This window comes from Burkholderia sp. GW821-FHT14F03 (genome assembly GCF_058803765.1).
Map to the genome: position 1 here is coordinate 111,041 of NZ_JBXAPG010000018.1, position 20,869 is coordinate 131,909.

19 protein-coding genes are annotated in these 20,869 nt (G+C 67.9%); 15 read left to right on the forward strand and 4 right to left on the reverse strand.

Features of this window, described 5'->3' with window-relative positions; all coding sequences use genetic code 11:
- Window positions 1–8: 8 nt before the first annotated feature.
- Window positions 9–1,166, forward strand: coding sequence for a GlxA family transcriptional regulator (locus tag AC1RQF_RS14580; RefSeq protein ID WP_492872318.1), 1,158 nt, complete (start codon window positions 9–11; stop codon window positions 1,164–1,166).
- Here AC1RQF_RS14580 and AC1RQF_RS14585 read toward each other — a convergent pair.
- The 3 genes from AC1RQF_RS14585 to AC1RQF_RS14595 are packed head-to-tail and all read right to left on the reverse strand — an operon-like array spanning window position 1,087 to window position 4,294.
- Window positions 1,087–2,262 (reverse strand): hypothetical protein, encoded by a 1,176-nt coding sequence (locus AC1RQF_RS14585; RefSeq protein ID WP_492872319.1) that lies wholly within the window; start codon window positions 2,260–2,262, stop codon window positions 1,087–1,089. The two genes, AC1RQF_RS14580 and AC1RQF_RS14585, sit on opposite strands and share 80 nt — an antisense overlap.
- On the reverse strand, window positions 2,259–2,552 hold the full coding sequence (locus tag AC1RQF_RS14590) for a hypothetical protein (RefSeq protein ID WP_273997119.1): 294 nt from the start codon (window positions 2,550–2,552) through the stop codon (window positions 2,259–2,261). Before AC1RQF_RS14590 ends, AC1RQF_RS14585 begins: the two co-directional genes overlap by 4 nt.
- Before the next feature lie 2 nt (window positions 2,553–2,554).
- The gene (locus AC1RQF_RS14595; RefSeq protein WP_492872320.1) at window positions 2,555–4,294 is read right to left on the reverse strand and encodes an IQM protein middle domain-containing protein; all 1,740 of its coding nucleotides are present in this window, start codon (window positions 4,292–4,294) and stop codon (window positions 2,555–2,557) included.
- On the opposite strand from AC1RQF_RS14595, the gene AC1RQF_RS14600 reads away from it, so the two are divergent.
- From AC1RQF_RS14600 to AC1RQF_RS14645, 10 genes are all read left to right on the forward strand, one after another.
- Complete coding sequence (locus AC1RQF_RS14600) at window positions 4,293–4,529, forward strand: hypothetical protein (RefSeq protein ID WP_492872321.1); 237 nt, start codon at window positions 4,293–4,295, stop codon at window positions 4,527–4,529. The genes AC1RQF_RS14595 and AC1RQF_RS14600 overlap by 2 nt on opposite strands.
- A gap of 650 nt (window positions 4,530–5,179) precedes the next feature.
- The gene (locus AC1RQF_RS14605; RefSeq protein WP_273997116.1) at window positions 5,180–6,334 is read left to right on the forward strand and encodes a glycosyltransferase; all 1,155 of its coding nucleotides are present in this window, start codon (window positions 5,180–5,182) and stop codon (window positions 6,332–6,334) included.
- The gene (locus AC1RQF_RS14610) at window positions 6,325–6,891 is read left to right on the forward strand and encodes a hypothetical protein (protein ID WP_273997115.1); all 567 of its coding nucleotides are present in this window, start codon (window positions 6,325–6,327) and stop codon (window positions 6,889–6,891) included. The genes AC1RQF_RS14605 and AC1RQF_RS14610 overlap by 10 nt, the downstream gene beginning before the upstream one ends.
- 15 nt (window positions 6,892–6,906) lie before the next feature.
- Complete coding sequence (locus AC1RQF_RS14615; RefSeq protein WP_492872322.1) at window positions 6,907–7,620, forward strand: polysaccharide deacetylase family protein; 714 nt, start codon at window positions 6,907–6,909, stop codon at window positions 7,618–7,620.
- A 416-nt stretch (window positions 7,621–8,036) separates the two neighbouring features.
- Window positions 8,037–8,711: a histidine phosphatase family protein gene (locus AC1RQF_RS14620; protein WP_273997113.1), complete on the forward strand. Its 675-nt coding sequence runs from the start codon at window positions 8,037–8,039 to the stop codon at window positions 8,709–8,711.
- Between the two features lie 30 nt (window positions 8,712–8,741).
- Window positions 8,742–9,773, forward strand: a complete 1,032-nt coding sequence (locus AC1RQF_RS14625; RefSeq protein WP_273997112.1) for a phosphotransferase — start codon at window positions 8,742–8,744, stop codon at window positions 9,771–9,773.
- A gap of 48 nt (window positions 9,774–9,821) precedes the next feature.
- A complete protein-coding gene (locus tag AC1RQF_RS14630) occupies window positions 9,822–10,586 on the forward strand; it encodes an SDR family oxidoreductase (protein ID WP_273997111.1) in 765 nt (254 codons plus the stop codon).
- A 7-nt stretch (window positions 10,587–10,593) separates the two neighbouring features.
- Window positions 10,594–11,352: an SDR family NAD(P)-dependent oxidoreductase gene (locus AC1RQF_RS14635; protein ID WP_492872323.1), complete on the forward strand. Its 759-nt coding sequence runs from the start codon at window positions 10,594–10,596 to the stop codon at window positions 11,350–11,352.
- A 24-nt stretch (window positions 11,353–11,376) separates the two neighbouring features.
- On the forward strand, window positions 11,377–12,621 hold the full coding sequence (locus tag AC1RQF_RS14640) for an acyl-CoA dehydrogenase family protein (RefSeq protein ID WP_492872324.1): 1,245 nt from the start codon (window positions 11,377–11,379) through the stop codon (window positions 12,619–12,621).
- A 423-nt stretch (window positions 12,622–13,044) separates the two neighbouring features.
- Complete coding sequence (locus AC1RQF_RS14645) at window positions 13,045–13,944, forward strand: LysR family transcriptional regulator (RefSeq protein WP_273997108.1); 900 nt, start codon at window positions 13,045–13,047, stop codon at window positions 13,942–13,944.
- A gap of 235 nt (window positions 13,945–14,179) precedes the next feature.
- Here the strand turns inward: AC1RQF_RS14645 and AC1RQF_RS14650 are convergent, their stop codons facing one another.
- The gene (locus tag AC1RQF_RS14650; RefSeq protein WP_492872325.1) at window positions 14,180–15,307 is read right to left on the reverse strand and encodes a porin; all 1,128 of its coding nucleotides are present in this window, start codon (window positions 15,305–15,307) and stop codon (window positions 14,180–14,182) included.
- Between the two features lie 786 nt (window positions 15,308–16,093).
- On the opposite strand from AC1RQF_RS14650, the gene kdpF reads away from it, so the two are divergent.
- The 4 genes from kdpF to kdpB all read left to right on the forward strand — a co-directional run bounded on the left by kdpF (window position 16,094) and on the right by kdpB (window position 20,832).
- The gene (kdpF, locus tag AC1RQF_RS14655; protein WP_443111487.1) at window positions 16,094–16,174 is read left to right on the forward strand and encodes a K(+)-transporting ATPase subunit F; all 81 of its coding nucleotides are present in this window, start codon (window positions 16,094–16,096) and stop codon (window positions 16,172–16,174) included.
- Window positions 16,175–16,311: 137 nt separating this feature from the next.
- On the forward strand, window positions 16,312–18,015 hold the full coding sequence (gene kdpA, locus AC1RQF_RS14660) for a potassium-transporting ATPase subunit KdpA (protein ID WP_492872326.1): 1,704 nt from the start codon (window positions 16,312–16,314) through the stop codon (window positions 18,013–18,015).
- A gap of 10 nt (window positions 18,016–18,025) precedes the next feature.
- A complete protein-coding gene (gene kdpC, locus AC1RQF_RS14665; RefSeq protein WP_492872327.1) occupies window positions 18,026–18,724 on the forward strand; it encodes a potassium-transporting ATPase subunit KdpC in 699 nt (232 codons plus the stop codon).
- 23 nt (window positions 18,725–18,747) lie between these two features.
- Window positions 18,748–20,832, forward strand: coding sequence for a potassium-transporting ATPase subunit KdpB (gene kdpB / locus AC1RQF_RS14670; RefSeq protein ID WP_492872328.1), 2,085 nt, complete (start codon window positions 18,748–18,750; stop codon window positions 20,830–20,832).
- Window positions 20,833–20,869: the final 37 nt, after the last annotated feature.

Sequence of the window (20,869 nt, forward strand, 5' to 3'; positions counted from 1 at the left end):
CAATACGAGTGGAAATTCGTGTCGCCGGCGGGCGGTCCGGTCCGGACCAGCAACGGCCTCGCGGTCGACACGCAGGCGATTCGCCCGCGCGAGAAATTCGACCCATCTTCATTCCCAGCGCGCACTACGCCGGCAGCAGGGCCTTCGGCAGCTTGCTGGCGCGCCAGTCCGTCGCGTGCGATTGGCTCGTCGGCCAGTGGAACGCCGGCGCCTGCCTGGCCGCCAACTGCACCGGGACCTTCGTCCTCGCGGAAACAGGGCTCCTGGACGGACGCGCCGCCACGACGACCTGGTGGCTGGCCGACGCGTTCCGGCACAGGTATCCGCGGGTCGATCTGCAGCTCGAACCCGTCATCACGGAGGCGGACCGGTTGATTTGCGCGGGCGCGTCGGCGTCGTACCTGCTGCAAACCATCCACATCATCGAGCGCCTTTCCGGGCCCGTGATCGCGGCGCAATGCGCGAAAAGCATGCTGATCAACGTCGCGCAGACGAAGCAGACGCCCTTTCCGCCGCTCCTGACCGACAAGGCGCGCGCGGATTCCCTCGTGCATCGGGCGCAGCATTGGCTCCAGCGGAACATGGCCCGGGACGTGAGCATGTCGGGCATGGCCGACGAACTCGGCGTCAGCGGGCGAACCGTGATCCGACGCTTCCAGGCTGCGCCGAATCAGACGCCGCTTCGCTACCTGCAAAGCCTGCGCATCGACGCGGCGCGCGCTGCTGGAGAGCGGGGATCTGACTGTCGAGGCGATCGCGGGGAAAGTCGGCTACAGCGATGTCAGTTCGTTCTGCCGGCTTTTCAGGGAGAAGGTCGGATTCAGTCCGGGCGCTTATCGCGGGCGTTTTCGCAGTCCCTCGGCGGCGCGCGACTGAGCAAGCGCGGCAGGCGCCGGGCGTGGCGCGCGGTCGCGCGAGCGGCTGCGGCCAACCTGACGCCCGAGCGATCCCGCGATGCGCATCATGGCGCGCCACGCCACGCCCGCTGCGCGATCGGTCTCGATCCACACGCCGGCTGCGACGGCCATTTCGCCCGCTCACCCGGGCATCACGCCAATCCGCAGCCGGTCGCGCAGCGCTCCCGTATTACCTCACCTTTTGCTTTGAAGTCGCCACGATGTAGTTCGGCGCCCCGTTGTGCGAGCCGGGCACCGGCACTTCGCTGATCTCGTCCCGGTAGTTGATCTGGCCGTTGTACAGCGATCCGCCGCCGTCGAGGTTGATGGCGCGCGAGGGGCGGCTCTGCGAATACGAGGCGTTGTGCCGATCGAGCTTGGTCATCGTCTTCGCGAGATCGGCCATCGTCACGCCGTCGCTGTGGGATCCGCGCGTGGTCGCCGTGAAGGACGCCATGCGCACCGCATCCCACTTGGCGCTGTGCGCCGGGCCGGACCCCTGCTGCGACGGGATGCTGTTCGTCCCGTAACCGACGCGCGCGGGCAGGCCGATGGCCGAGCGGGGATTCGGCTGGTTGGCGTGGTCGAACATCTTGCGGCCGCGACTCGGGTCGAACTGGAAGCGCGGCTCGTTCGCATGGTTCTCGGTGAACTGCTGCACGCCGTCGCGCGAGAGCACGGGGCCGCTCTTCAGGCGAGACCCGCCGAAATCGAGATCCTCCATGACGTCCCTGTAGTCGGACGGGGTGCGCAGCGGGGTCAGCTCGCGCCGTTCCAGGGTCTTGTTGTTGCCGAGCGCGGTGGCGCTGGGAAAGCGCGCGTCGACCTGCCGGCCTGCGTTATAGAAGCTCCCGTTCTGCATCACGTTCACGCGTGCATCCGCCGTCTGAGGCGCGCCCAGCAGTTCCGACCGGATGTCGCGCGCCTCCATCTCCATCGGCCGGCGAATCCGGTCGCCGCCCACGACGTCGACGTGGAACTTGGACGCATCCATCGCCTTGTAGTGAAGCGTCTTCGGAAACGCGCCCGACAGATGTTCCAGGCCGATCTTGGCGAAGGTCTCCGGGCCGCCGTGGACGTCGACATGCACGACGCCGTCGCGCGAACTCACCGCGATTTCCCGGCGCGCGAGATGGCCGCGCGCCTGGGCCTGAAACCGGGCGAACACGTCGTTGAGATCGGTGTTCGGCGCCGGAGCCGATGCCGCGCCGCGGCTGTTGAGTCCGTCGAACCCGCTGCCCGGACCGCGCACGTTGCGGCGCGCCCGGCCCGAATTCGACGGTTGTTGCGAGGAGCCCTGCTCCCGCGATTCGGCTGCCTCGGCGTGTCGCGAGCCCGAGGTTCCGATTGGATTGAAGCGATTCATGAAGCCTCTCCGGAAGGAAATAAGGAACGACTCAGCCTGCACAGAAAGGTATGGATCTGCGCATTCGAGTAGGGAATGCCGGGGATGAGCGCGGCAAAGTCGTAGTCCGGGTGATGCTCCGCGAACGCGAGCGCATCGCGAAGGCCTTCCTGTTCGGCGGGCTCGTAGTTCGCGAGGACGCGCGCGGCTTCGTCCGCGTCGAAGCCGGTGAACGTCAGCGGCTCGCGCCGGCTGTCCATCATGGCGACGGGGATGCGCAGGAACGACGGGGCGTGTTCGAAGGTGGTCATGGTCAGATTGAGGTGGAAGAGATGAATTGATCGACGCCGAGGCGCTCAAGGTTATCGACGACCTGCTTGTGCTGGCCGACGGTCGGCCGGTAGTGGCCGCTGCGTCGCGTCACTTCGTCGAGATGGCCGTTCGTCACTTTCAGCGTACCTGCGCCGGCGACCGGTTGTCCGCCCAGGAACGACGAATGATGGAATTTCCCGACCACGGGATTGCACGAGGCGAAGATCCGGCCGTTGTGGTCCATCACGAAAATGGCGTGGCCCTGATCGCCGCCCGGGCTCGCGTGACGCGTGTCGAAGCGCTTGCCGTCGGGCGTGCGCAGGAGACCCTTGTGATCGACGGTCAGTTCCAACTGCGCGCGCTCTGACGACGAAAGATAGCGCACCGTCGTGCCCCACAGCTGGCGCGAGGTGTCCTCGCCGGCGTACTGCGCCATCATTCCGGACTGCTTGTGATAGCGCGCTCCCGCCGGCGCGGGCGCGGCGGGCAGGCGCTTGGCCAGGAACGGGTCGAGATCGTCGCGGGAGAGCCCTCGGATGAGATGGCCGTTGGCGTTGCATGGATCGCCGCCGCGCAGGCGCACGAAGCCGCTCGGCGAATCGGGGGACCGCGCGATCTGCGCGTGCCCGCTCGCGTCGCAGGGCAGGTCGCCGGCGTCGCGGAAACCCGTGAACGACGAGGTGCTGCGCGATACCGTCTCGTGGCCGTCGCGGTCGCAGGCGACGCCGTCGAGCGTCTTGAAACCGCTGACCGACGAGTGGCTGGACGAGACCACGGCGCGGCCGTTGCCATCGCAGGCGAGCCCGTCGAGGGTCTTGAAGCCAGTCACGGCGAAGCGGCTGGTCGCCATCACGGCGCGGCCGTCGGCGTCGCAGGCGAGCCCGTCGAGGGTCTTGAAGCCCGTCACCGAGGCGCGGCTGGCCGCCATCACGGCGCGGCCGTTGGCGTCGCAGGCGAGCCCGTCATGGGTCTTGAAGCCCGTCACCGACGTCGTGCTGGTCGCCATCACCGTGCGACCGTTGGCGTCGCAGGCGAGCCCGTCGTGAGTCTTGAAGCCCGTCACCGAGGCGCGGCTGGCCGTCATCACGGCCTGGCCGTTGGCGTCGCAGGCGAGCCCGTCGAGGGTCTTGAAACCCGTCACCGACGCGCTGCTGGGCTTGAGCGCGGGGTAGCCGTCGCGGTCGCAGGCGAGCCCGTCCAAGGTCTTGAAGCCTGTCACCGCGAAGCGGCTGGTCGCCATCAGCGCGTGGCCGTCGCGATCGCATGCCAGGCCGTCCAGGGTGCGATAGCCGGTCGCCGAGGAGCGGCTCGCCGCCATCGTGGCGCGGCCGTCGCGATCGCACGCGAGGCCGTTTTCCAGACGGTAGCCGGTCGCGGACGTGCGGCTGCGGCTGAACGCCTCCGGGCCCCGGCTCGGCGCTCCGCCCTTGAGGCCGGCCGCGCCCGCATCGACGGCGACCTTGCCGCCGTCGGACGACGAGACGAGCCGCAGGCGGCCGACATCCCGGCGGGTGTGCTGGTCGTGCACCTCGAAGCTGTGTCCATCGGGATGCGCAATGCCGACGAGGGTCGTGGGCGGCTCGCTGCTGCCCGGCTTGACGTACTCGACGGTCTGAAGCCGTTCGCCGCCCGGATGCCGGCCCAATCCCGCCTCCGCGTCGAAGCGCGCGCCCGGTGGGATCACGAGCGCGTCGCGCCCCAGTGTGAGCGGCGCTTCGGCGCGCCCGGACGCTTTCGGCATGCCGGCGCGCGGGGCGGGCGCGGCATGGGCGCTGGATGGATGGCGCGCCGGCAAGCCGTTCAGCGTGGTGGACGAGCGGCCGCGCGCGGGCGGCGACGTGGCCGGTGAAGCCTCGGCCGAAGGGCCGGCCTCCTGTATCGGATGCAGCGATGGTGACGTGACCTTCATGAAAACGCTCAAGAAAAGGACGGTTTGGATGACGCCTCGATGCTCGATGAACCTTGAAGGGGGCTGAGGCGCTGGATGAACGGCAGTGCTTCGGTGAACTGATGTTAGGCGCGGCGTTCGATCGGTCCGGGCGGAATCCGAAGTTGAGGCCGCGCAGACGAAGCCTGCCGCGCGCGTCGATTCACGAAGCGGTCGGCGTGAGCGGGAGTTGCACATGAAGGGGCGGCGGCTTGCGACGAAACGCGCGCGTGCGCCGACTAAACAGGTGACAGACACGAAAGCGGGTGCGCGCCGGGCAAGGCCGCGATACGGGGTCGCCATGCGCGGACGTGACCCGTGGTGCCGGGTCAGGCCCGGCAATTCATGAGGCAAGGTGCGCGAATCGCGGCGGCCCGATGAACGCCGCATGGCGAAAGCGGCACATCCGTCAGAAAAAAACACATGCGGCCACGTCCGCTCGGCCCTGTCGCGCCCCATCGTCGGTCCGAAACACAGATCGCCACATATCGTCACAAAGAGGCGCAGACGTCGACACTATTTGGAGTAATGCATATGTAATATTCCGGCGTGCCCGCAACACTGCGATCGATTGTTCTCGATGCGAGAACGCACATCGAGGACGCGTCGCTGCGTGCGGGCCGTCATTCCAAGCAGGTAGACCCGCTTGCTTGATCAGTAATCCTTGCAAGCGGGCGGAGGAGGAAGCGCAGCACCGTGATGAACATTCTCTATACCAATTTTCACGGCGAGTTCGGGGGCGGGCAGGATACCTACGTCCGCGACCTGGCCGCCGAGATGAGCCGGCAGCATCGGGTGACCGTCGCGTCGCCTTCGGGGAGCCGCCTGTCGCGTCTGCTGAAGGCGAACGCCGACGTGGCGATCTTCGACATGGAATTCAAGCCGCGCTGGCATCGGCTGCTCCCCGAGATTCTCCGGCTGCGCAAGCTGATCACCACGGAGCGCTTCGATGTCGTCCACGTCAACGGCTCCGCCGATCACCGGCAGGTGATGCTGGCCCTGCTCGGCTGCCGGCATCGGCCGGCCGTCGTGTTCACCAAGCACAACACCTATCGCGCCGACAGCTTCGGCAACCTGCTGCGCGCGCGCCTCGCGACGACTCACACCATCGCCGTGAGCGATTACGTGGCGAGCATGCTGGCGCGGCGCTCGCCGTACGGCAACGTCACGGTCGTCAAGCACGGCGTGCGGATTCCGGCCCGCGAGCAGCTCGGGCGCGACGAGATCCGTTGGCGCAAGGCGGCGCTGTTCGGGGCGTCCGGCATGGACGCGATCGTGTTGGGCAGCAGCGCCGGCACCGCGCCCGAAAAAGGCTGGATGGATCTGATCGCGGCGCTGGGCCGCCTGCCCGACAGCCTGCGCGAGCGTTTCCGCGTGCTGCTGGTCGGCGCGGAGCCGTCGGAGGCGCAGCGCGAGCAGATCGCGCTGCATCGCATGGCGGCGCGCACGGTCTTCACCGGCAGAATCGACGATGCGCGGGATCTGTTCTCGATCATCGACGTGTCGTTCGTGCTGTCGTATCAGGAGAGCCTGTCGTACGCGTGCCGCGAGGCGATGTCGCTGGGCTGTCCCGCGATCGTGAGCCGCGTGGGCGGGCTGCCCGAGAACATCGAACCGGGCGTGGACGGCTGGATCGTCCCGCCGCGCGCCCCCGAGGACATCGAGGCGATCCTGCGCGCGCTCGCGCGCGAGCCGGGACTCATCCGCGCGATGGGCCGCAGCGCGCTGCAAAAAGGCAATCGGGAGTTCGGTTTCCAGAAGTTCATCGATGCGACCGTGTCCGTCTACACCCACTCGATCCGGCGAAATCCCCATCGCTGGACCCCCACCATGAGGTCGATGCAATGGCGATGAACATCTGGAAGAAATATTGGGCCCTGCGGACCCAGGAGTGTCCGTGCGACGTGCATTTCGTCGAATGGCTGGAGACGGTGCGCCTCGAGGGCGTGCGCATCTATCACTTCGGCACGGGCGGGCATCACCACGTCGGCGTGGAATGCGCCCGCCCGCACCTGAACAACACGGTGTTCGGGGTGACGGCGTCGCCGAAGGAATACAAGTCGTACGTGGAACTCGTGACGCGGCAGCCGGAGGTGAGCAAGAACTACCTCGCGTATTTCGGCGACATCTACACGAGCAATACGGGGCTGCTGCCGCAGTTCGAGGTCGTCACGCTGTTTCATCTGTGCGAGTTCCGCGACGAGTCGAACAGCCGCTACGGCGCGAAGACCGACGACGAAGTGCTCGACCTGTTCGCACGCCATACCGTGCCCAACGGCCACATCCTGTTCTACAAGGGTTCGTCGGCGTACCGCCAGGCCGAACCGATCATCTCGCGCTGGGCCGCGAACGGCGAGTTCGCCGAGGTCGGCGATTTCAAGACCCTGCGGATTTTCCGCAAGGCCGCCTGACCAGGGCGTCGAGCGATGTCTCATCCGATCCTGATGTATCACCAGGTCCGCGCGCTGCCGCCGCGCACGGATCCGCTGCGCGGCCTGAGCGTCGAGCCCGACGCGTTTCGCCGCCAGATGAAGCTGCTCAAGCTGCTCGGCCATCGCGGCCTGAGCGTCGGCGAGCTGCAGCCGTATCTGCGCGGCGAGCGGCGCGGGAAGGTGTTCGGCATCTCGTTCGACGACGGTTTTCTCAACGTGCTGACGCAGGCGATGCCGATACTCGACGAAGTGGGATTCACCGCGACCTGCTATTTCGTCGCGAACCGCTTCGGCGGCCTGAACGACTGGGATGCGCAGGTCGATCCGGCGGGTTCGCCGCTGATGTCCCATGAGGACATGCTGCAGTGGCGCGACCACGGCCATGAGATCGGCTCGCACACGCTGGATCACGTCGCGTTGTCGCAGGTGTCGGCGCAGGTGTCGCGCGTGCAGGTGCTGGAATCGAAGCGTCGCCTCGAAGCGCTGAGCGGGCGGCGTGTCGCATCGTTCTGCTACCCGTACGGCGATCTCGACATCCGGGTCCGCGATCAGGTCGAGGCGGCCGGCTATGGGAACGCCACGACGACCGCGCGCGGCCGCGCCGATGCGCACGACGATCCGTTCCTGCTGCCGCGCATTCCGGTGGCGGGCGGGATCGGCGCGCTGCGGCTGCTGGTCAAGTGTTCGAGATGGCGCGCACGCCGCTGATCCTGTCATGAGGCCGGCGCGCCGCGCACAGGGGCGTCGACGCGGATGCGCCGCCCGCGCGAAGCGACAGGCAAGACGCCCTGCGATGATCGTCGCGGGGCGTTTTGCTTGGCAGGGCCCCCGGCGCGCGACGGGATGCCCGACCCGCGCGTCGAACGACGATGCGGCGCGTCACCCGTGCCGCGCGGCGGCGATCGTCTCCGGCGAGAACGAAGCGCCGCGCGCCAACCGCCTGCCATGTGCCATACAAGCCGATCGCGGCGGGTAGACGACAATGACACGGGCGCGACCGGCGCAGCCGCCGTCGGCCGCGCGCCGAACGATTCATATCGTGAATACTTCGCGATTCAATAAATAAATTTTAAAAATGCACGCTCGATCGCTAAGCTGGTTGCCATCTATGGGATGAGCAGGCGATGGCTGAACTCTATCTGGTACGGCATGGGCAGGCGTCGTTCGGCACCGACAACTACGACCGGTTGTCCGCGCTGGGCGAGCAGCAGGGCCTGTGGCTGGGCGAATACTTCGCGCGGCAGGGCATCGGCTTCGATCGCGTGATCAGCGGCACGCTTCAGCGCCACGCGCAGACGATCGATGCGATCCGGCGCGGCATGGGCCGCGGCGCCTTGCCGTGCGATCGGCACCCCGGGCTCGACGAATACGACTTCGAGGGCCTGTTTCGCGCCGCCGCGGACGACTACCCGGACCTCGCGCGGCAGGCGGCCGGATCGATGAAGGCGCATTTCCAGGCGCTGCGGCAGGTGTTGCTGCTGTGGTCGGAAGACAAGCTGCACGGCGCGGTGCCCGAGACCTGGGCGCATTTCCAGCAGCGCGTGGCCGATGCGCGCGCCGCGATCCAGCAAGGCGGCGGGCAACGCGTGCTGGTGGTCAGCTCGGGCGGCCCGATCGCGGTGACGATGCAGCAGACGCTCGGCGCGCCCGCGTCCAGCGCGATCGCGCTGAATCTGCAAATCCCCAACAGCGCGATCTCGCAGTATTTCTTCAACGCCGAGGCGTTCCATCTGGCGTCGTTCAATGGCATGCCGCATCTCCAGGATCCGGAACGACACAGTTATCGAACCTACGGCTGATCCCACCCACGACACGGAATCCTCGCGACGATGACGCCCACTCCGCAGCAACTCGATGCCGCCACGCTGACGCGCTATCTGGAACATCACCTCCCCGGCTTCGAGGGGCCGGTCGACGCGGAGAAGTTCGCGGGCGGCCAGTCGAATCCGACCTTCCTGCTGACCGCGCGCAGCGGCCGCTACGTGCTTCGGCGGCAGCCGCCGGGCGAACTGCTGAAATCCGCGCACGCGGTGGATCGGGAGTTTCGCGTCCTGAGCGCGCTGTCGAACACGGCCGTGCCGGTCGCGCATCCGTATCACCTGTGCGAGGACCGCGAGGTGATCGGCAGCCTGTTCTACGTCATGAGCTACGAGGACGGGCGCATCTTCTGGAACGCCGCGCTGCCCGGGCTTTCGCGGTCCGACCGCGCGGCCGTGTACGACGCGGCGCTGCGCACGATGGTCGCGCTGCACGACGTCGACGTCGAGGCGGTCGGCCTGTCGGACTACGGCCGCCCCGGCAATTACTTCGAGCGTCAGATCGGCGTGTGGACGAAGCAGTATCGCGCGGCCGAGACGGAGCGGATGGCGCCGATGGAAACGCTGATCGACTGGCTGCCCACGGCCTGTCCCGAGGACGCGGGCCGGCCGTCGCTCGTGCACGGCGATTTCCGCATCGACAACCTGATGTTCGAGCAAGACAGCTGCCGCGTGAAGGCGGTGCTCGACTGGGAACTGTCGACGCTCGGCAATCCGCTCGCCGATCTCGCCTATTTCTGCATGTGCCTGCGGCTGCCGTCCGAGGGACATATACCCGGGCTGGCCGGACAGGATCGCGACGCGCTCGGGATCCCGCAGGAAGCGGAGATCGTCGCGCGCTACAGCGCGCTGCGCGGAGTCGAGCCGATCCGTGACTGGCATTTCTACCTCGCATTCAGCTTCTTCCGGCTCGCCGCGATCGCGCAGGGCGTCAAGGCCCGCGCGCTGAAGGGCAACGCATCGAGCACGGCGGCGCTGCGCGTCGGCGGCATGGCGCAGCGGCTGGCCGAGGAAGCCGTGGGCGTGATCGACGCGCATCGCTGAGCAACCCGAAGCGGCGCTCGCCGCGCATAGAGAGATGGAGGCAGGGACATGGCAACGAATCTGTTCGACCTGACGGGCAAGATCGCGCTGGTGACGGGCGCGAGCCGGGGGATCGGCGAGGAAATCGCGAAGCTGCTGGCGGAGCAGGGCGCGCACGTGATCGTGTCGAGCCGCAGGCTCGACGACTGCCGCACGGTGGCGGACGCGATCGTCGCGGCGGGCGGCCGGGCGGAGGCGCTCGCCTGTCACGTGGGCCGCATGGAAGACATCGGCGCGGCGTTCGAACAGATCCGCGCGAGGCACGGACGGCTCGACATCCTCGTCAACAATGCAGCGGCGAACCCGTATTTCGGGCACATCCTCGACACCGATCTCGCGGCCTACGACAAGACCGTCGAGGTGAACGTCCGCGGCTACTTCTTCATGTCGGTCGAGGCCGGCCGCATGATGCGCGCGCAGGGCGGCGGCGTGATCGTCAATACCGCGTCGGTGAACGCGCTGCAGCCGGGCGACCGGCAGGGCATCTATTCGATCACGAAGGCGGCGGTCGTGAACATGACGCGCGCGTTCGCGAAGGAATGCGGGCCGCTCGGCATCCGCGTGAACGCGCTGCTGCCGGGCCTCACCAAGACCAAGTTCGCGGGCGCGCTGTTCAGCGATCCGGCGATCTACGAGACCTGGAAGGAAAAGATCCCGCTGCATCGCCACGCGGAGCCGCGCGAGATGGCCGGCACGGTGTTGTACCTCGTGTCGGATGCATCGAGCTACACGAACGGCGAGTGCATCGTCGTCGACGGCGGCCTGACGATCTGAGCGCGCCATGACGAACGACAGCTTTGCGGGGCAGGTGGCGATGGTCACCGGCGCGGCGAGCGGCTTCGGCGCGCTGCTGGCCGGCGAACTCGCGGCGCGCGGCGCGCGGCTCGCGCTCGGCGACCTGAACGCCGAGGCGCTGGCGCGCGTCGCCGCGCCGTTGCGCGCGGCCGGCGCGGCGCTGGTCGCGCAGCGCTGCGACGTGCGCTCGGACGCCGATGTCGCGGCGCTCGTGGGCGCGGCGGTCGCGCGCTTCGGGCGGCTCGACATCGGCGTCAACAACGCGGGCATCGTCGCGCCGATGAAGGCGTTCATCGACACCGACGAGGCCGACCTCGACCTGAGCTTCGCGGTCAACACGAAGGGCGTGTTTTTCGGGATGAAGCATCAGATCCGCCAGATGCTCGCTCAGGGCGGCGGCGTGATCCTGAACGTCGCGTCGATGGCGGGCCTCGGCGGCGCGCCGAAGCTGGCGGCCTACGCGGCGTCGAAGCATGCGGTGGTCGGGCTCACGAAAACGGCGGCCGTCGAATACGCGCGGCGCGGGGTCCGCGTGAATGCGATCTGCCCGTTCTACAGCGCGACGCCGATGCTGACCGACAGCGACATGGCCGACAAGCAGGACTTCCTGGCGCAGGGTTCGCCGATGAAACGCCTGGGCCGGCCGGCGGAAGTGGTCGCCACGATGCTGATGCTGTGCGCGCGGGAAAACTCCTATCTGACCGGACAAGCCATCGCCGTCGACGGTGGCGTATCCGCCTTCTGAACGAACGGAAGCGAGGCAATCATCATGGATTTTGGCTACACCCCGAAAGTGGAAGACTATCGCCGCCGCGTGCGCGGCTTTCTGGACGAGCGGATCGTGCCGCGCATCCGCCAATGGCACGAGGAAGTCCATGCCGGCCGGTATCCGGTGTCGTTCATGGAAGACCTCAAGGCGCGCGCGCGGGAGGACGGGCTCTGGAACCTGTTCCTGCCGCACCTGAAGGACGACGAGCCCGGCACGCGCCTGACGAACCTCGAATACGCGCCGCTCGCGGAGATCATGGGGCGGGTCGGTTGGGCGTCGGAAGCGTTCAACTGCAGCGCGCCCGACACCGGCAACATGGAGCTGCTGCACATGTTCGCGACGCCGGAGCAGCGCGCGGCGTGGCTGGAGCCGCTGCTGCGCGGCGAGATCCGCTCGGCGTTCGCGATGACGGAGCCGGACGTGGCGTCGTCGGACGCGACCAACATCACGACGCGCATCGAGCGGGCCGGCGACGACTATGTGATCAACGGCCGCAAGTGGTTCATCACGAACGCCGCGCATCCGAACTGCCGGATTCTCATCGTGATGGGCAAGACCGATCCGGATGCGGCCGCGCATCAGCAGCAGAGCATGATCCTCGTGCCGCGCGACACGCCGGGCGTGACGGTCGTGCGCAACATCACGGTGCTCAACCACTTCGCGCCCGAAGGGCATTGCGAGATCACCTTCGAGAACGTGCGCGTGCCGGCGCGCAACCTGCTCGGCGAGGAAGGCAGCGGCTTCGCGCTGGCGCAGGCGCGCCTCGGGCCGGGCCGGATCCATCACTGCATGCGCTCGATCGGCGCGGCGGAACTCGCGCTGGAGATGATGATCGACCGCGCCGAGTCGCGCCAGAGCTTCGGCCGGGCGCTGAACCGGCACGGCACCATCGGCGAGTGGATCGCGCGTTCGCGGATCGAGATCGAGCAGGCGCGCCTGCTCGTGCTCAAGGCGGCGTGGATGATCGACAAGGTCGGCGCGAAGGCGGCGCGCAAGGAGATCTCGATGATCAAGGCGCTGGTGCCGACCGTGCATACGAATGTCTGCGACCGCGCGATGCAGGTGTTCGGCGCGATGGGCGTGAGCCCCGACACGCCGCTCGCCGACCACTGGACCTGGGGGCGCGCGCTGCGCTACGCGGACGGCCCGGACGAGGTGCATCTGCAGGCGATCGCGCGGATGGAGATCAAGGGCGGCGTGACGGGCTCCACGGCGGCGTATCTGACGGTGCCGCCGCGGGTTTGAGCGGGCGGCGCGTGGGCGGCCGGGCCTGACGTCGGCTGCGGCGACTGCGTCCTGCGCTGATTGGGCTGACCGTGTCGACTGCGGCAACTGCGCGGACCGCGGTGACTGTGGTGACCGCGCCCACTGCGCCCACTGTGTGGACCGCGCGGACTGCGCGGACTGCGCCGACCGCGTCGATTGCGTCGATTGCGTCGATTGCGTCGATTGCGTCGATTGCGCCGACTGCGCCGACTGCGCCGACCGCGCTCACCGCGCTCACCGCGCTCACCGCGCTCACCGCGCTCACCGCGCTCACCACGCTCACCACGCCCACCACGCCCACCACGCCAGTTGCGCCAGTTGCGCCAGTTGCGCGGGCCGGCCGGCGGCAGCATGGACGCCCGAACCGCGAACCCCGTAAGATGCCGGCGAGGAGGCGCCGTGATGCGTTTATCGAAGCTGGACCTGAACCTGTTTGTCGTCTTCGAGGCGATCTACGACAAACGCAACCTGACGCGCGCGGCCGAGGTGCTGAATATCACCCAGCCGGCCGTCAGCAATGCGCTCGCGCGGATGCGCAAGGCGCTGAACGATCCGCTGTTCGTGAGCACGCCGGCCGGCATGAAGCCGACGCCGATGGCGGAGAACATCGTCGGCCGCGTGCGCGAGGCCTTGCAGCTGCTCGATTCCAGCGTGCACGAAGGCGACGTGTTCGATCCCGCCTCGTCCGCGCGCGTGTTCCGGCTGAGCATGAGCGATCTCAGCGAAGCGCTGGTGCTGCCGGCGCTCGGCGAGCTGCTGCAACGGCACGCACCCGGCATGCACGTGCACAGCTATCACACCGATCGCCGCGAGCTGGCCACCGCATTGGCCAACGGCTCCGTCGATCTCGCCATCGATGCGCCGCTGATCGACGATCCCTATCTGCACCAGGCGTCGGCGGAGCGCGATCGCTATGCGTGCATGGTGCGGCTCGATCATCCGTTCGCGGGGCCGGTGCTGTCGCTCGACGACTATCTCGCGATGGGCCACATCCATGTGTCGAGCCGGCGCACGGGCAGCGGCCATGTCGATGCGGAACTCGCGCGGCTCGGGCTGCGCCGCAATATCCAGATGCGCGTCCAGCACTACATGGCCGCGCCGCTCGTCGCGATGCGCAGCGATCTCGCGCTGACCGCGCCGGTCAGGCTGCTGCGCCGCTATCCGGGGCGGATCCTCGAACTGCCGTTCGAGGTGCCCGCCCTCGAATACCGGTGCTACTGGCATCGCAGCGCCGATCGGGACCAGGCCAACCAGTGGCTGCGCGAGCAGTTGATCCGGCTGTTGCGCGAGGCGGGGCCCTGAGTCTTGCGCGGGAGCGGCGGCGTACCGACACGCCGACACGCCGACACGCCGACACGCCGACACGCCGACACACCGACACACCGACACACCGACACACCGACACACCGACACACCGACACACCGACACACATCGACACATCGACACATCGACACATCGACACATCGACACATCGACACATCGACACATCGACACATCGACACATCGACGCCGCCCCGCCCCGGCCCGCGCCGAGGCTCAGAAGCGATGCCGGATGCCGACGGTCGCCGCCACCTGCGTGTTGGTGGACGACGCGCCCAGCCCCGTGATGCTCGCGAAGCCGAGCGGCGCGCCCGAGGGCACGCCGAACTGGTGCTGATAGACCGTCTCGGCATAGACGTCGGTGCGCTTGCTCAGCGCATAGTCGGCCATCAGCGTGACTTGATGCCACTTCGGACGATGGCCGCCGCCTGCGTCGTCGTAGCGGCCGTTGGTGAACGTATAAGCGCCCGAGAACGACACCGCCGAGGTCAGCGCATAGCGCGCGTTGACTTCGTAGTTGTCGAAGCGCAGCGAGTTCAACGCACCGGACAGCGACGACGCGGCCGTGTCGTCGAACATCGTGTGCGTCCACAGCGCGCCGATCGTCAGGCTGTCGAACGCATAGCTGCCGCCCACGCCGAACACGCGCTGGCGCGCGGCCGGGAAATTCGGCGCGTCGTTGGCCGAGAGCGCGCCGCCGTTCGTCAGGCCGCCGCGATTGAGCTGCAGATAGGCCGCGCCGAGATTGACCGGCCCGCTCGCATACGATGCGCCGAGGCTGTACGCGCGGTTGTTCGAGAAGCCGCCGGCCGCGTTGCTGAGCCCGTAGAGGCCGCCGAACTGCCAGCCCGCGAGCGTCGGGCTCGTGTATTTGACCGCGTTGTTGATGTAAAACGAGTCGTCGATGTTGTCGTTGTCGAACGGATGCGAGGCGAGGTTGTTGCCGTCGCCGTTGTTCGCCATCGCGAGCGGGCCGAGGTAGTCGACCACGGCGTCGTACTGGCGGCCGAGCGTCAGCGTGCCGTAGCGGTCGCTTTGCAGGCCGACGTAGGCGCGCCGGCCGAACATCGAGTCCTTGTATGCCTGCGTGCCGTTGTTCAGGTTGAAGCCGCTTTCGAGGCGGAACAGCGCATGCAGGCCGCCGCCGAGATCTTCCGCGCCGCTCAGGCCGAACACCGTGTTCGACAGCAGCCCGCTGCCCTGTTGCCACGCGCTCTTGCCGGACTGGTTGTTGGTATAGGCGATGCCCGCGTCCAGCATGCCGTACAGCGTGACGCTGCTTTGCGCATGCGCGGTGACGCTGAACACGGCGAGGGAGAGGGTACCGACGACTGCTTTCTTCATGGTTTGACTTCCTGGAAATACCCGTCGCGACGGGGAAAACGATGCATGACGCGCGCAGCCGGACGCGGCCGGTCCGTTCGGGAGCGGGGCGTTCGCGGCGAATGCGCGTGTCGGATGGGTGAGCGGGCGGTCAGGGCGTCACGTGTCGCATGACGCACCCGGTATGAGCGGCGGGATCGAGCCCCGACGGCGTGCGCAACGCATGCGCAGGTGGTGCCCGCGTGCTGTCGACGGCCGGTGGCGATGGGGTGCGGATGAGCGACGCCATGCCTGAGTGAAGCGGATTCTGCCTGGATCGAGTTCATGCATCCCCGGTCGCACCGTGCCCCGCGCCGCGGAGATCTTGTTTGAATATGGCGGCCATTCTAGAAAGTGCCGCAACGATACGGTGTATAGACTGGCCGGCTATTCGAAAAGATTGCATAAAGGCGGCTCGCGGTGCGCTTGATGGCGGTAGCCCGCTTCCCACGCGCTTTCCGCCAACCTTCCCACTATCGATGCGCGCGCATCCATTCGGCAGCGCGACCGCTTCCGCGCGCTGCCTCCGGCCCGCCGCGCGAATCCGCATTCGGCGGCGGCGCGATCGCGCCCGTGGTCTTTACAGCTTTTTTACCTCGCACGAGGAAATTGAACACCGCTTTGATGCACGCATTCCTACACTGACGCATCCCCTCCTCCCGACGAGCGAGGGGCGGCGTTCACGCGCGTCGCCGAGACGGCGGCGCGAACCTGAACGCCCGATACGGCGCGGCTCCACCGCGCGAACGCGATAACAAGGGGAAAGCGATGTTGTGGATTGCGGGAGCACTATCAATCGGGCTCTTTATCTATCTGTTCCATGCGTTGATCAAGCCCGAGCGGTATTGATCCGGCGATTCAACAGGCATTCGAAACTATCGGTGAATTTCATGAGCGATCTGCTTTTCGTGCTGGTCACGCTGGCGTTCTTCTCGTTGACGGCCGGTTTCACCACCGGCCTTGGCAGGATCTGAGCGAGCGTCGACATGTTCAATAATCTGATTCAATTCGCGATCGTCCTCGCGATCATGCTGGCCCTCGTGCCCGTGGTCGGGAAGTGGCTGGCGCATGCATTCACGAGCCCGCGCCATGCGTGGGTGGAACGACGGACCTACGCGCTGCTCGGCGTCGATCCCGACGAGGCGATGCCGTGGCAGCGCTACGGCATGGTGCTGCTGCTCAGCAACGCGGGCATGATGCTGCTCGGCTACCTGCTGCTGCGCGTCCAGGACCTGCTGCCGTTCGATGCGCTGGGGCGCGCGTCGCAGAGCCCCGACCTCGCGTTCAACACGGCCGCGTCGTTCATCACGAACACGAACTGGCAGGCCTACGCGGGCGAGAGCAGCCTGTCCAACTTCTCGCAGATGGCCGTCATCACGTTCCTGATGGTGGTCAGCGCGGCGACCGGCGTGGCGGCCGCGGGCGGTTTCATTCGCGGCCTGAGCCGCAAGAGCGCGGCCGATATCGGCAACTACTGGGTCGATTTCACGCGCGTCACCTACCGCATCCTGCTGCCGCTCAGCTTCGCGATGGCGCTCGTGTACGTCTGGCAGGGCATGCCGCAGACGCTGGCCGCCGACGCGTGGGCGACCACGCTGGAAGGCGCGCGCCAGCAGATCGTGATGGGGCCCGTCGCGAGCCTCGAATCGATCAAGCACATCGGCACCAACGGCGGCGGCTTCTTCAGCATGAACGCCGCGCATCCGTTCGAAAATCCGACGCCGCTCACCAACACGCTGCATATGCTGTGCATGCTGCTGATCCCGTCGGCGCTCACCTACGCGCTCGGCAGCATGATCGCGCGCCGGCGTCAGGGCTGGGTACTGTTGGGCGCGTTCCTCGTGATGTTCGTCGGCTTCCTCGCGCTGATCTATCAGGCCGAGCAGCACGGCAATCCGCTGCTCGCCGGCGTGGGCGTCGACCAGCAGCTGAGCGCGACCCAGCCGGGCGGCAACATGGAAGGCAAGGAGATGCGCTTCGGCATCGCGCAGACGAGCCTGTTCGCGACCGTCACGACCGCCGCGACCACCGGCTCGGTCGACGCGATGCATGACTCGCTGACGCCGTTGGGCGGCCTCGTGCCGATCGCGCAGATGATGCTGAACAACGTGTTCGGCGGCGACGGCGTCGGCTTGATCAACCTGTTCACGTTCGCGATCCTGACGGTGTTCCTCGTCGGCATGATGATCGGGCGCACGCCCGAGTTCCTCGGCAAGAAGATCGAGGCGCGCGAGATGAAGCTCGTGATGCTCGCGGTGCTCGCGCATCCGTTCAGCATCCTCGGCTTCACCGCGCTGGCCGCGCTCGTGCCCGCGACCGTGGACAGCCTCGCGAACCTCGGCCCGCACGGCTTCAGCGAGGTGCTGTACGCGTACACGTCGGGCACCGCCAACAACGGCTCCGCCTTCGCGGGCCTGAACGCGAACACGCCGTTCTTCAACACGACGATCGGGCTCGCGATGCTGATCGGCCGCTACCTGACGCTGCTGCCGATGCTCGGCGTCGCGGGGTGCCTGGCCGCGAAGAAAAGCATCCCGGAGAGCGCCGGCACGCTGTCGACCTCGACGGGCCTGTTCGCCGGGCTGCTGGTGTTCGTGATCCTGGTCGTCGGCGGTCTTACGTTCCTGCCCGCGCTTGCGCTCGGTCCGATCGTCGAGCATCTGCTGATGACGAGCGGCCAACTGTTCTGAGGAATTCATCATGGCTCATAGCAATCGCCACACGGCGGCCGTCGCCGCGCCGGCATCCGGTTCGTCGTTGATGGCCGCGACGCGCGGCCTCGTCCGGCCGGTGCTCGCCGCGTCGGTGCTGTTCATGCTCGTCACCGGGCTCGGCTATCCGCTGCTCACCACCGGCGTCGCGAACGTGCTGTTTCCCGCGCAGGCGCGCGGCAGCCTCGTCGCCCGCGACGGCGTGACGGTCGGCTCGGCGGTGATCGGGCAGTCGTTCGCGCGCGCCGGGTATTTCCATCCGCGCCCGAGCGCCACGGTCGGCACGGATCCGGCCGATGCCTCGAAGACGGTCGACCAGCCCTACAACGCGGCCGGCAGCGGCGCGAGCAACCAGGGGGCGATCAGCAAGAAGCTGCTCGGCGACGTCGCCGGGCGCGTGCGCGACTACCGCCGGCAGAACGGGCTCGCGGCCGGTACGCCGGTGCCGGCGGATGCCGTGACGGCATCGGCGTCCGGGCTCGATCCCGAGATCTCGGTCGCGAATGCGCGGCTGCAGGCGGCGCGGGTGGCCCGCGCGCGCGGCGTGGCCGACGGACAGGTGGCGGCGCTCGTCGAGCGCCTCGTCCTGCCGCGTCAGCTCGGGGTGCTCGGCGAGCCGCGCGTGCGCGTGCTCGAACTGAACCTCGCGCTCGACCGCGCGTTCGGCAAACCGGCCGGCGCACGGTAAGAGAAGGTAACCGGAGTCCATTCATGTCCCATATCGAAACCTCGATCAATCCGGCGGCCGCGCCGATCAGCGCGCTGCCGCCCATGCGCCGGAGCGCGATCCTGCGCGAGGCGTTCCGGAAACTCGCGCCGCGCGTGCAGTTGAAGAACCCCGTGATGTTCGTCGTCTATCTCGGCAGCATCGTCACCACGGTGCTGTGGCTGCAGGCGCTCGCGGGCAACGGCGACGCGCCGGCCGGCTTCATCTTCGCCGTGGCCTGCTGGCTGTGGTTCACGGTGCTGTTCGCCAACGCGGCGGAGGCGCTGGCCGAAGGGCGCGGCAAGGCGCAGGCGGAAGCACTGCGCGCGACGCGCAAGCGCGTGTACGCCAAGGTGCTCGACGAGCCGAAGCGCTACGACAGCACCAGCCACCGCGTGCCGAGCGACGAGCTGGCCGCCGGCAGCGTGGTGCTGGTCGAGGCCGGCGACACGATCCCGGCCGACGGCGACGTGATCGACGGCGTCGCGTCGGTCGACGAATCGGCGATCACGGGCGAATCCGCGCCGGTGATCCGCGAGTCGGGCGGCGATTTCTCGTCGGTCACGGGCGGCACGCGCGTGCTGTCCGACTGGATCATCGTGAAGATCACCGCGAACCCCGGCGAGGCGTTCCTCGACCGCATGATCGCGATGGTCGAGGGCGCGAAGCGCGGCAAGACGCCGAACGAGATCGCGCTGTCGATCCTGCTGGTGGCGCTGACGATCATCTTCCTGCTGGTCTGCGTGACGCTGCTGCCGTTCTCGCGCTTCAGCGCGCTCCTGAACGCCTCGGGCGCGACAGTGAGCCTGACCGTGCTGATCGCGCTGCTGGTGTGCCTGATCCCGACCACGATCGGCGCGCTGCTGTCGGCGATCGGCATCGCGGGGATGAGCCGCATGATGCGCGCGAACGTGCTCGCGACCTCGGGCCGCGCGATCGAGGCGGCGGGCGACGTCGACGTGCTGCTGCTCGACAAGACCGGCACGATCACGCTCGGCAACCGCGAGGCCGTGCATTTCAAGCCCGCGCCCGGCGTGACCGAGCGCACGCTGGCCGAGGCCGCGCTGCTGTCGTCGCTGGCCGACGAGACGCCCGAGGGGCGCTCGATCGTCGCGCTCGCGAAGCAGCGTTTCGCGCTGCAGGCGACGGCGATCGACGGCGCGGTGACGGTGCCGTTCAGCGCGCGCACGCGCATGAGCGGGCTCGATGTCGGCGCGCGCCAGGTGCGCAAGGGCGCGGCGTCGGCGATCCGCGCGCATGTGGGCGCGTTCGGCATCGGTTTCCCGCATGAGGTCGAGACGACCGTCAACGACATCGCGCGGCGCGGCGGCACGCCGCTCGTGGTGGCCGACGGCGCCAAGGTGCTCGGCGCGATCGAGCTCAAGGACATCGTCAAGCACGGGATCGCCGCGCGCTTCGCGGAATTGCGCAAGGTGGGCGTGAAGACCGTGATGATCACGGGCGACAACCGCCTGACCGCCGCGGCGATCGCGGCCGAGGCCGGGGTCGACGACTTCCTCGCGGAAGCGACGCCCGAGGACAAGCTGCGGCTCATCCGCGAGCATCAGGCGAAGGGCCATCTGGTCGCGATGACGGGCGACGGCACCAACGACGCCCCGGCGCTGGCCCAGGCCGACGTGGCCGTGGCGATGCACAGCGGCACGCAGGCGGCCAAGGAGGCGGCCAACATGGTCGACCTGGACAGCAATCCGACCAAGCTGATGCAGGTCGTCGAGGTCGGCAAGCAGATGATCATGACGCGCGGCGCGCTCACGACCTTCAGCGTGGCCAACGATCTCGCGAAGTACTTCGCGATCATCCCGGCCGCGTTCGTGGCGACTTATCCGGCGCTCGGCGCGCTGAACGTGATGGGGCTGCACAGCCCGACGTCGGCGATCCTGGCGGCGGTGATCTTCAACGCGCTGATCATCGTCGCGCTGATCCCGCTCGCGCTGAAGGGGGTGAAGTACCGGGCCGAGCCGGCCGAGAAGCTGCTGTGGCGCAATCTGTTGATCTACGGCGTGGGCGGTATCATCGCGCCCTTCATCGGCATCAAGCTCATCGATATGCTGCTGACGCCGTTCGTCTGATCGTCGCGCCGTCCGGCCCCGCGCGCGCCTTTCCGCG

What these genes read in the sequence shown, in the direction of transcription:
- AC1RQF_RS14585 (WP_492872319.1), bottom strand. Translation starts at nt 2,262, where the DNA reads ATGAATCGCTTCAATCCAATCGGAACCTCGGGCTCGCGACACGCCGAG.
- AC1RQF_RS14590 (WP_273997119.1), bottom strand. Translation starts at nt 2,552, where the DNA reads ATGACCACCTTCGAACACGCCCCGTCGTTCCTGCGCATCCCCGTCGCC.
- AC1RQF_RS14600 (WP_492872321.1), top strand. Translation starts at nt 4,293, where the DNA reads ATGCCGGCGCGCGGGGCGGGCGCGGCATGGGCGCTGGATGGATGGCGC.
- AC1RQF_RS14595 (WP_492872320.1), bottom strand. Translation starts at nt 4,294, where the DNA reads ATGCCGAAAGCGTCCGGGCGCGCCGAAGCGCCGCTCACACTGGGGCGC.
- AC1RQF_RS14605 (WP_273997116.1), top strand. Translation starts at nt 5,180, where the DNA reads ATGAACATTCTCTATACCAATTTTCACGGCGAGTTCGGGGGCGGGCAG.
- AC1RQF_RS14610 (WP_273997115.1), top strand. Translation starts at nt 6,325, where the DNA reads ATGGCGATGAACATCTGGAAGAAATATTGGGCCCTGCGGACCCAGGAG.
- AC1RQF_RS14615 (WP_492872322.1), top strand. Translation starts at nt 6,907, where the DNA reads ATGTCTCATCCGATCCTGATGTATCACCAGGTCCGCGCGCTGCCGCCG.
- AC1RQF_RS14620 (WP_273997113.1), top strand. Translation starts at nt 8,037, where the DNA reads ATGGCTGAACTCTATCTGGTACGGCATGGGCAGGCGTCGTTCGGCACC.
- AC1RQF_RS14625 (WP_273997112.1), top strand. Translation starts at nt 8,742, where the DNA reads ATGACGCCCACTCCGCAGCAACTCGATGCCGCCACGCTGACGCGCTAT.
- AC1RQF_RS14630 (WP_273997111.1), top strand. Translation starts at nt 9,822, where the DNA reads ATGGCAACGAATCTGTTCGACCTGACGGGCAAGATCGCGCTGGTGACG.
- AC1RQF_RS14635 (WP_492872323.1), top strand. Translation starts at nt 10,594, where the DNA reads ATGACGAACGACAGCTTTGCGGGGCAGGTGGCGATGGTCACCGGCGCG.
- AC1RQF_RS14640 (WP_492872324.1), top strand. Translation starts at nt 11,377, where the DNA reads ATGGATTTTGGCTACACCCCGAAAGTGGAAGACTATCGCCGCCGCGTG.
- AC1RQF_RS14645 (WP_273997108.1), top strand. Translation starts at nt 13,045, where the DNA reads ATGCGTTTATCGAAGCTGGACCTGAACCTGTTTGTCGTCTTCGAGGCG.
- AC1RQF_RS14650 (WP_492872325.1), bottom strand. Translation starts at nt 15,307, where the DNA reads ATGAAGAAAGCAGTCGTCGGTACCCTCTCCCTCGCCGTGTTCAGCGTC.
- kdpF (WP_443111487.1), top strand. Translation starts at nt 16,094, where the DNA reads ATGTTGTGGATTGCGGGAGCACTATCAATCGGGCTCTTTATCTATCTG.
- kdpA (WP_492872326.1), top strand. Translation starts at nt 16,312, where the DNA reads ATGTTCAATAATCTGATTCAATTCGCGATCGTCCTCGCGATCATGCTG.
- kdpC (WP_492872327.1), top strand. Translation starts at nt 18,026, where the DNA reads ATGGCTCATAGCAATCGCCACACGGCGGCCGTCGCCGCGCCGGCATCC.
- kdpB (WP_492872328.1), top strand. Translation starts at nt 18,748, where the DNA reads ATGTCCCATATCGAAACCTCGATCAATCCGGCGGCCGCGCCGATCAGC.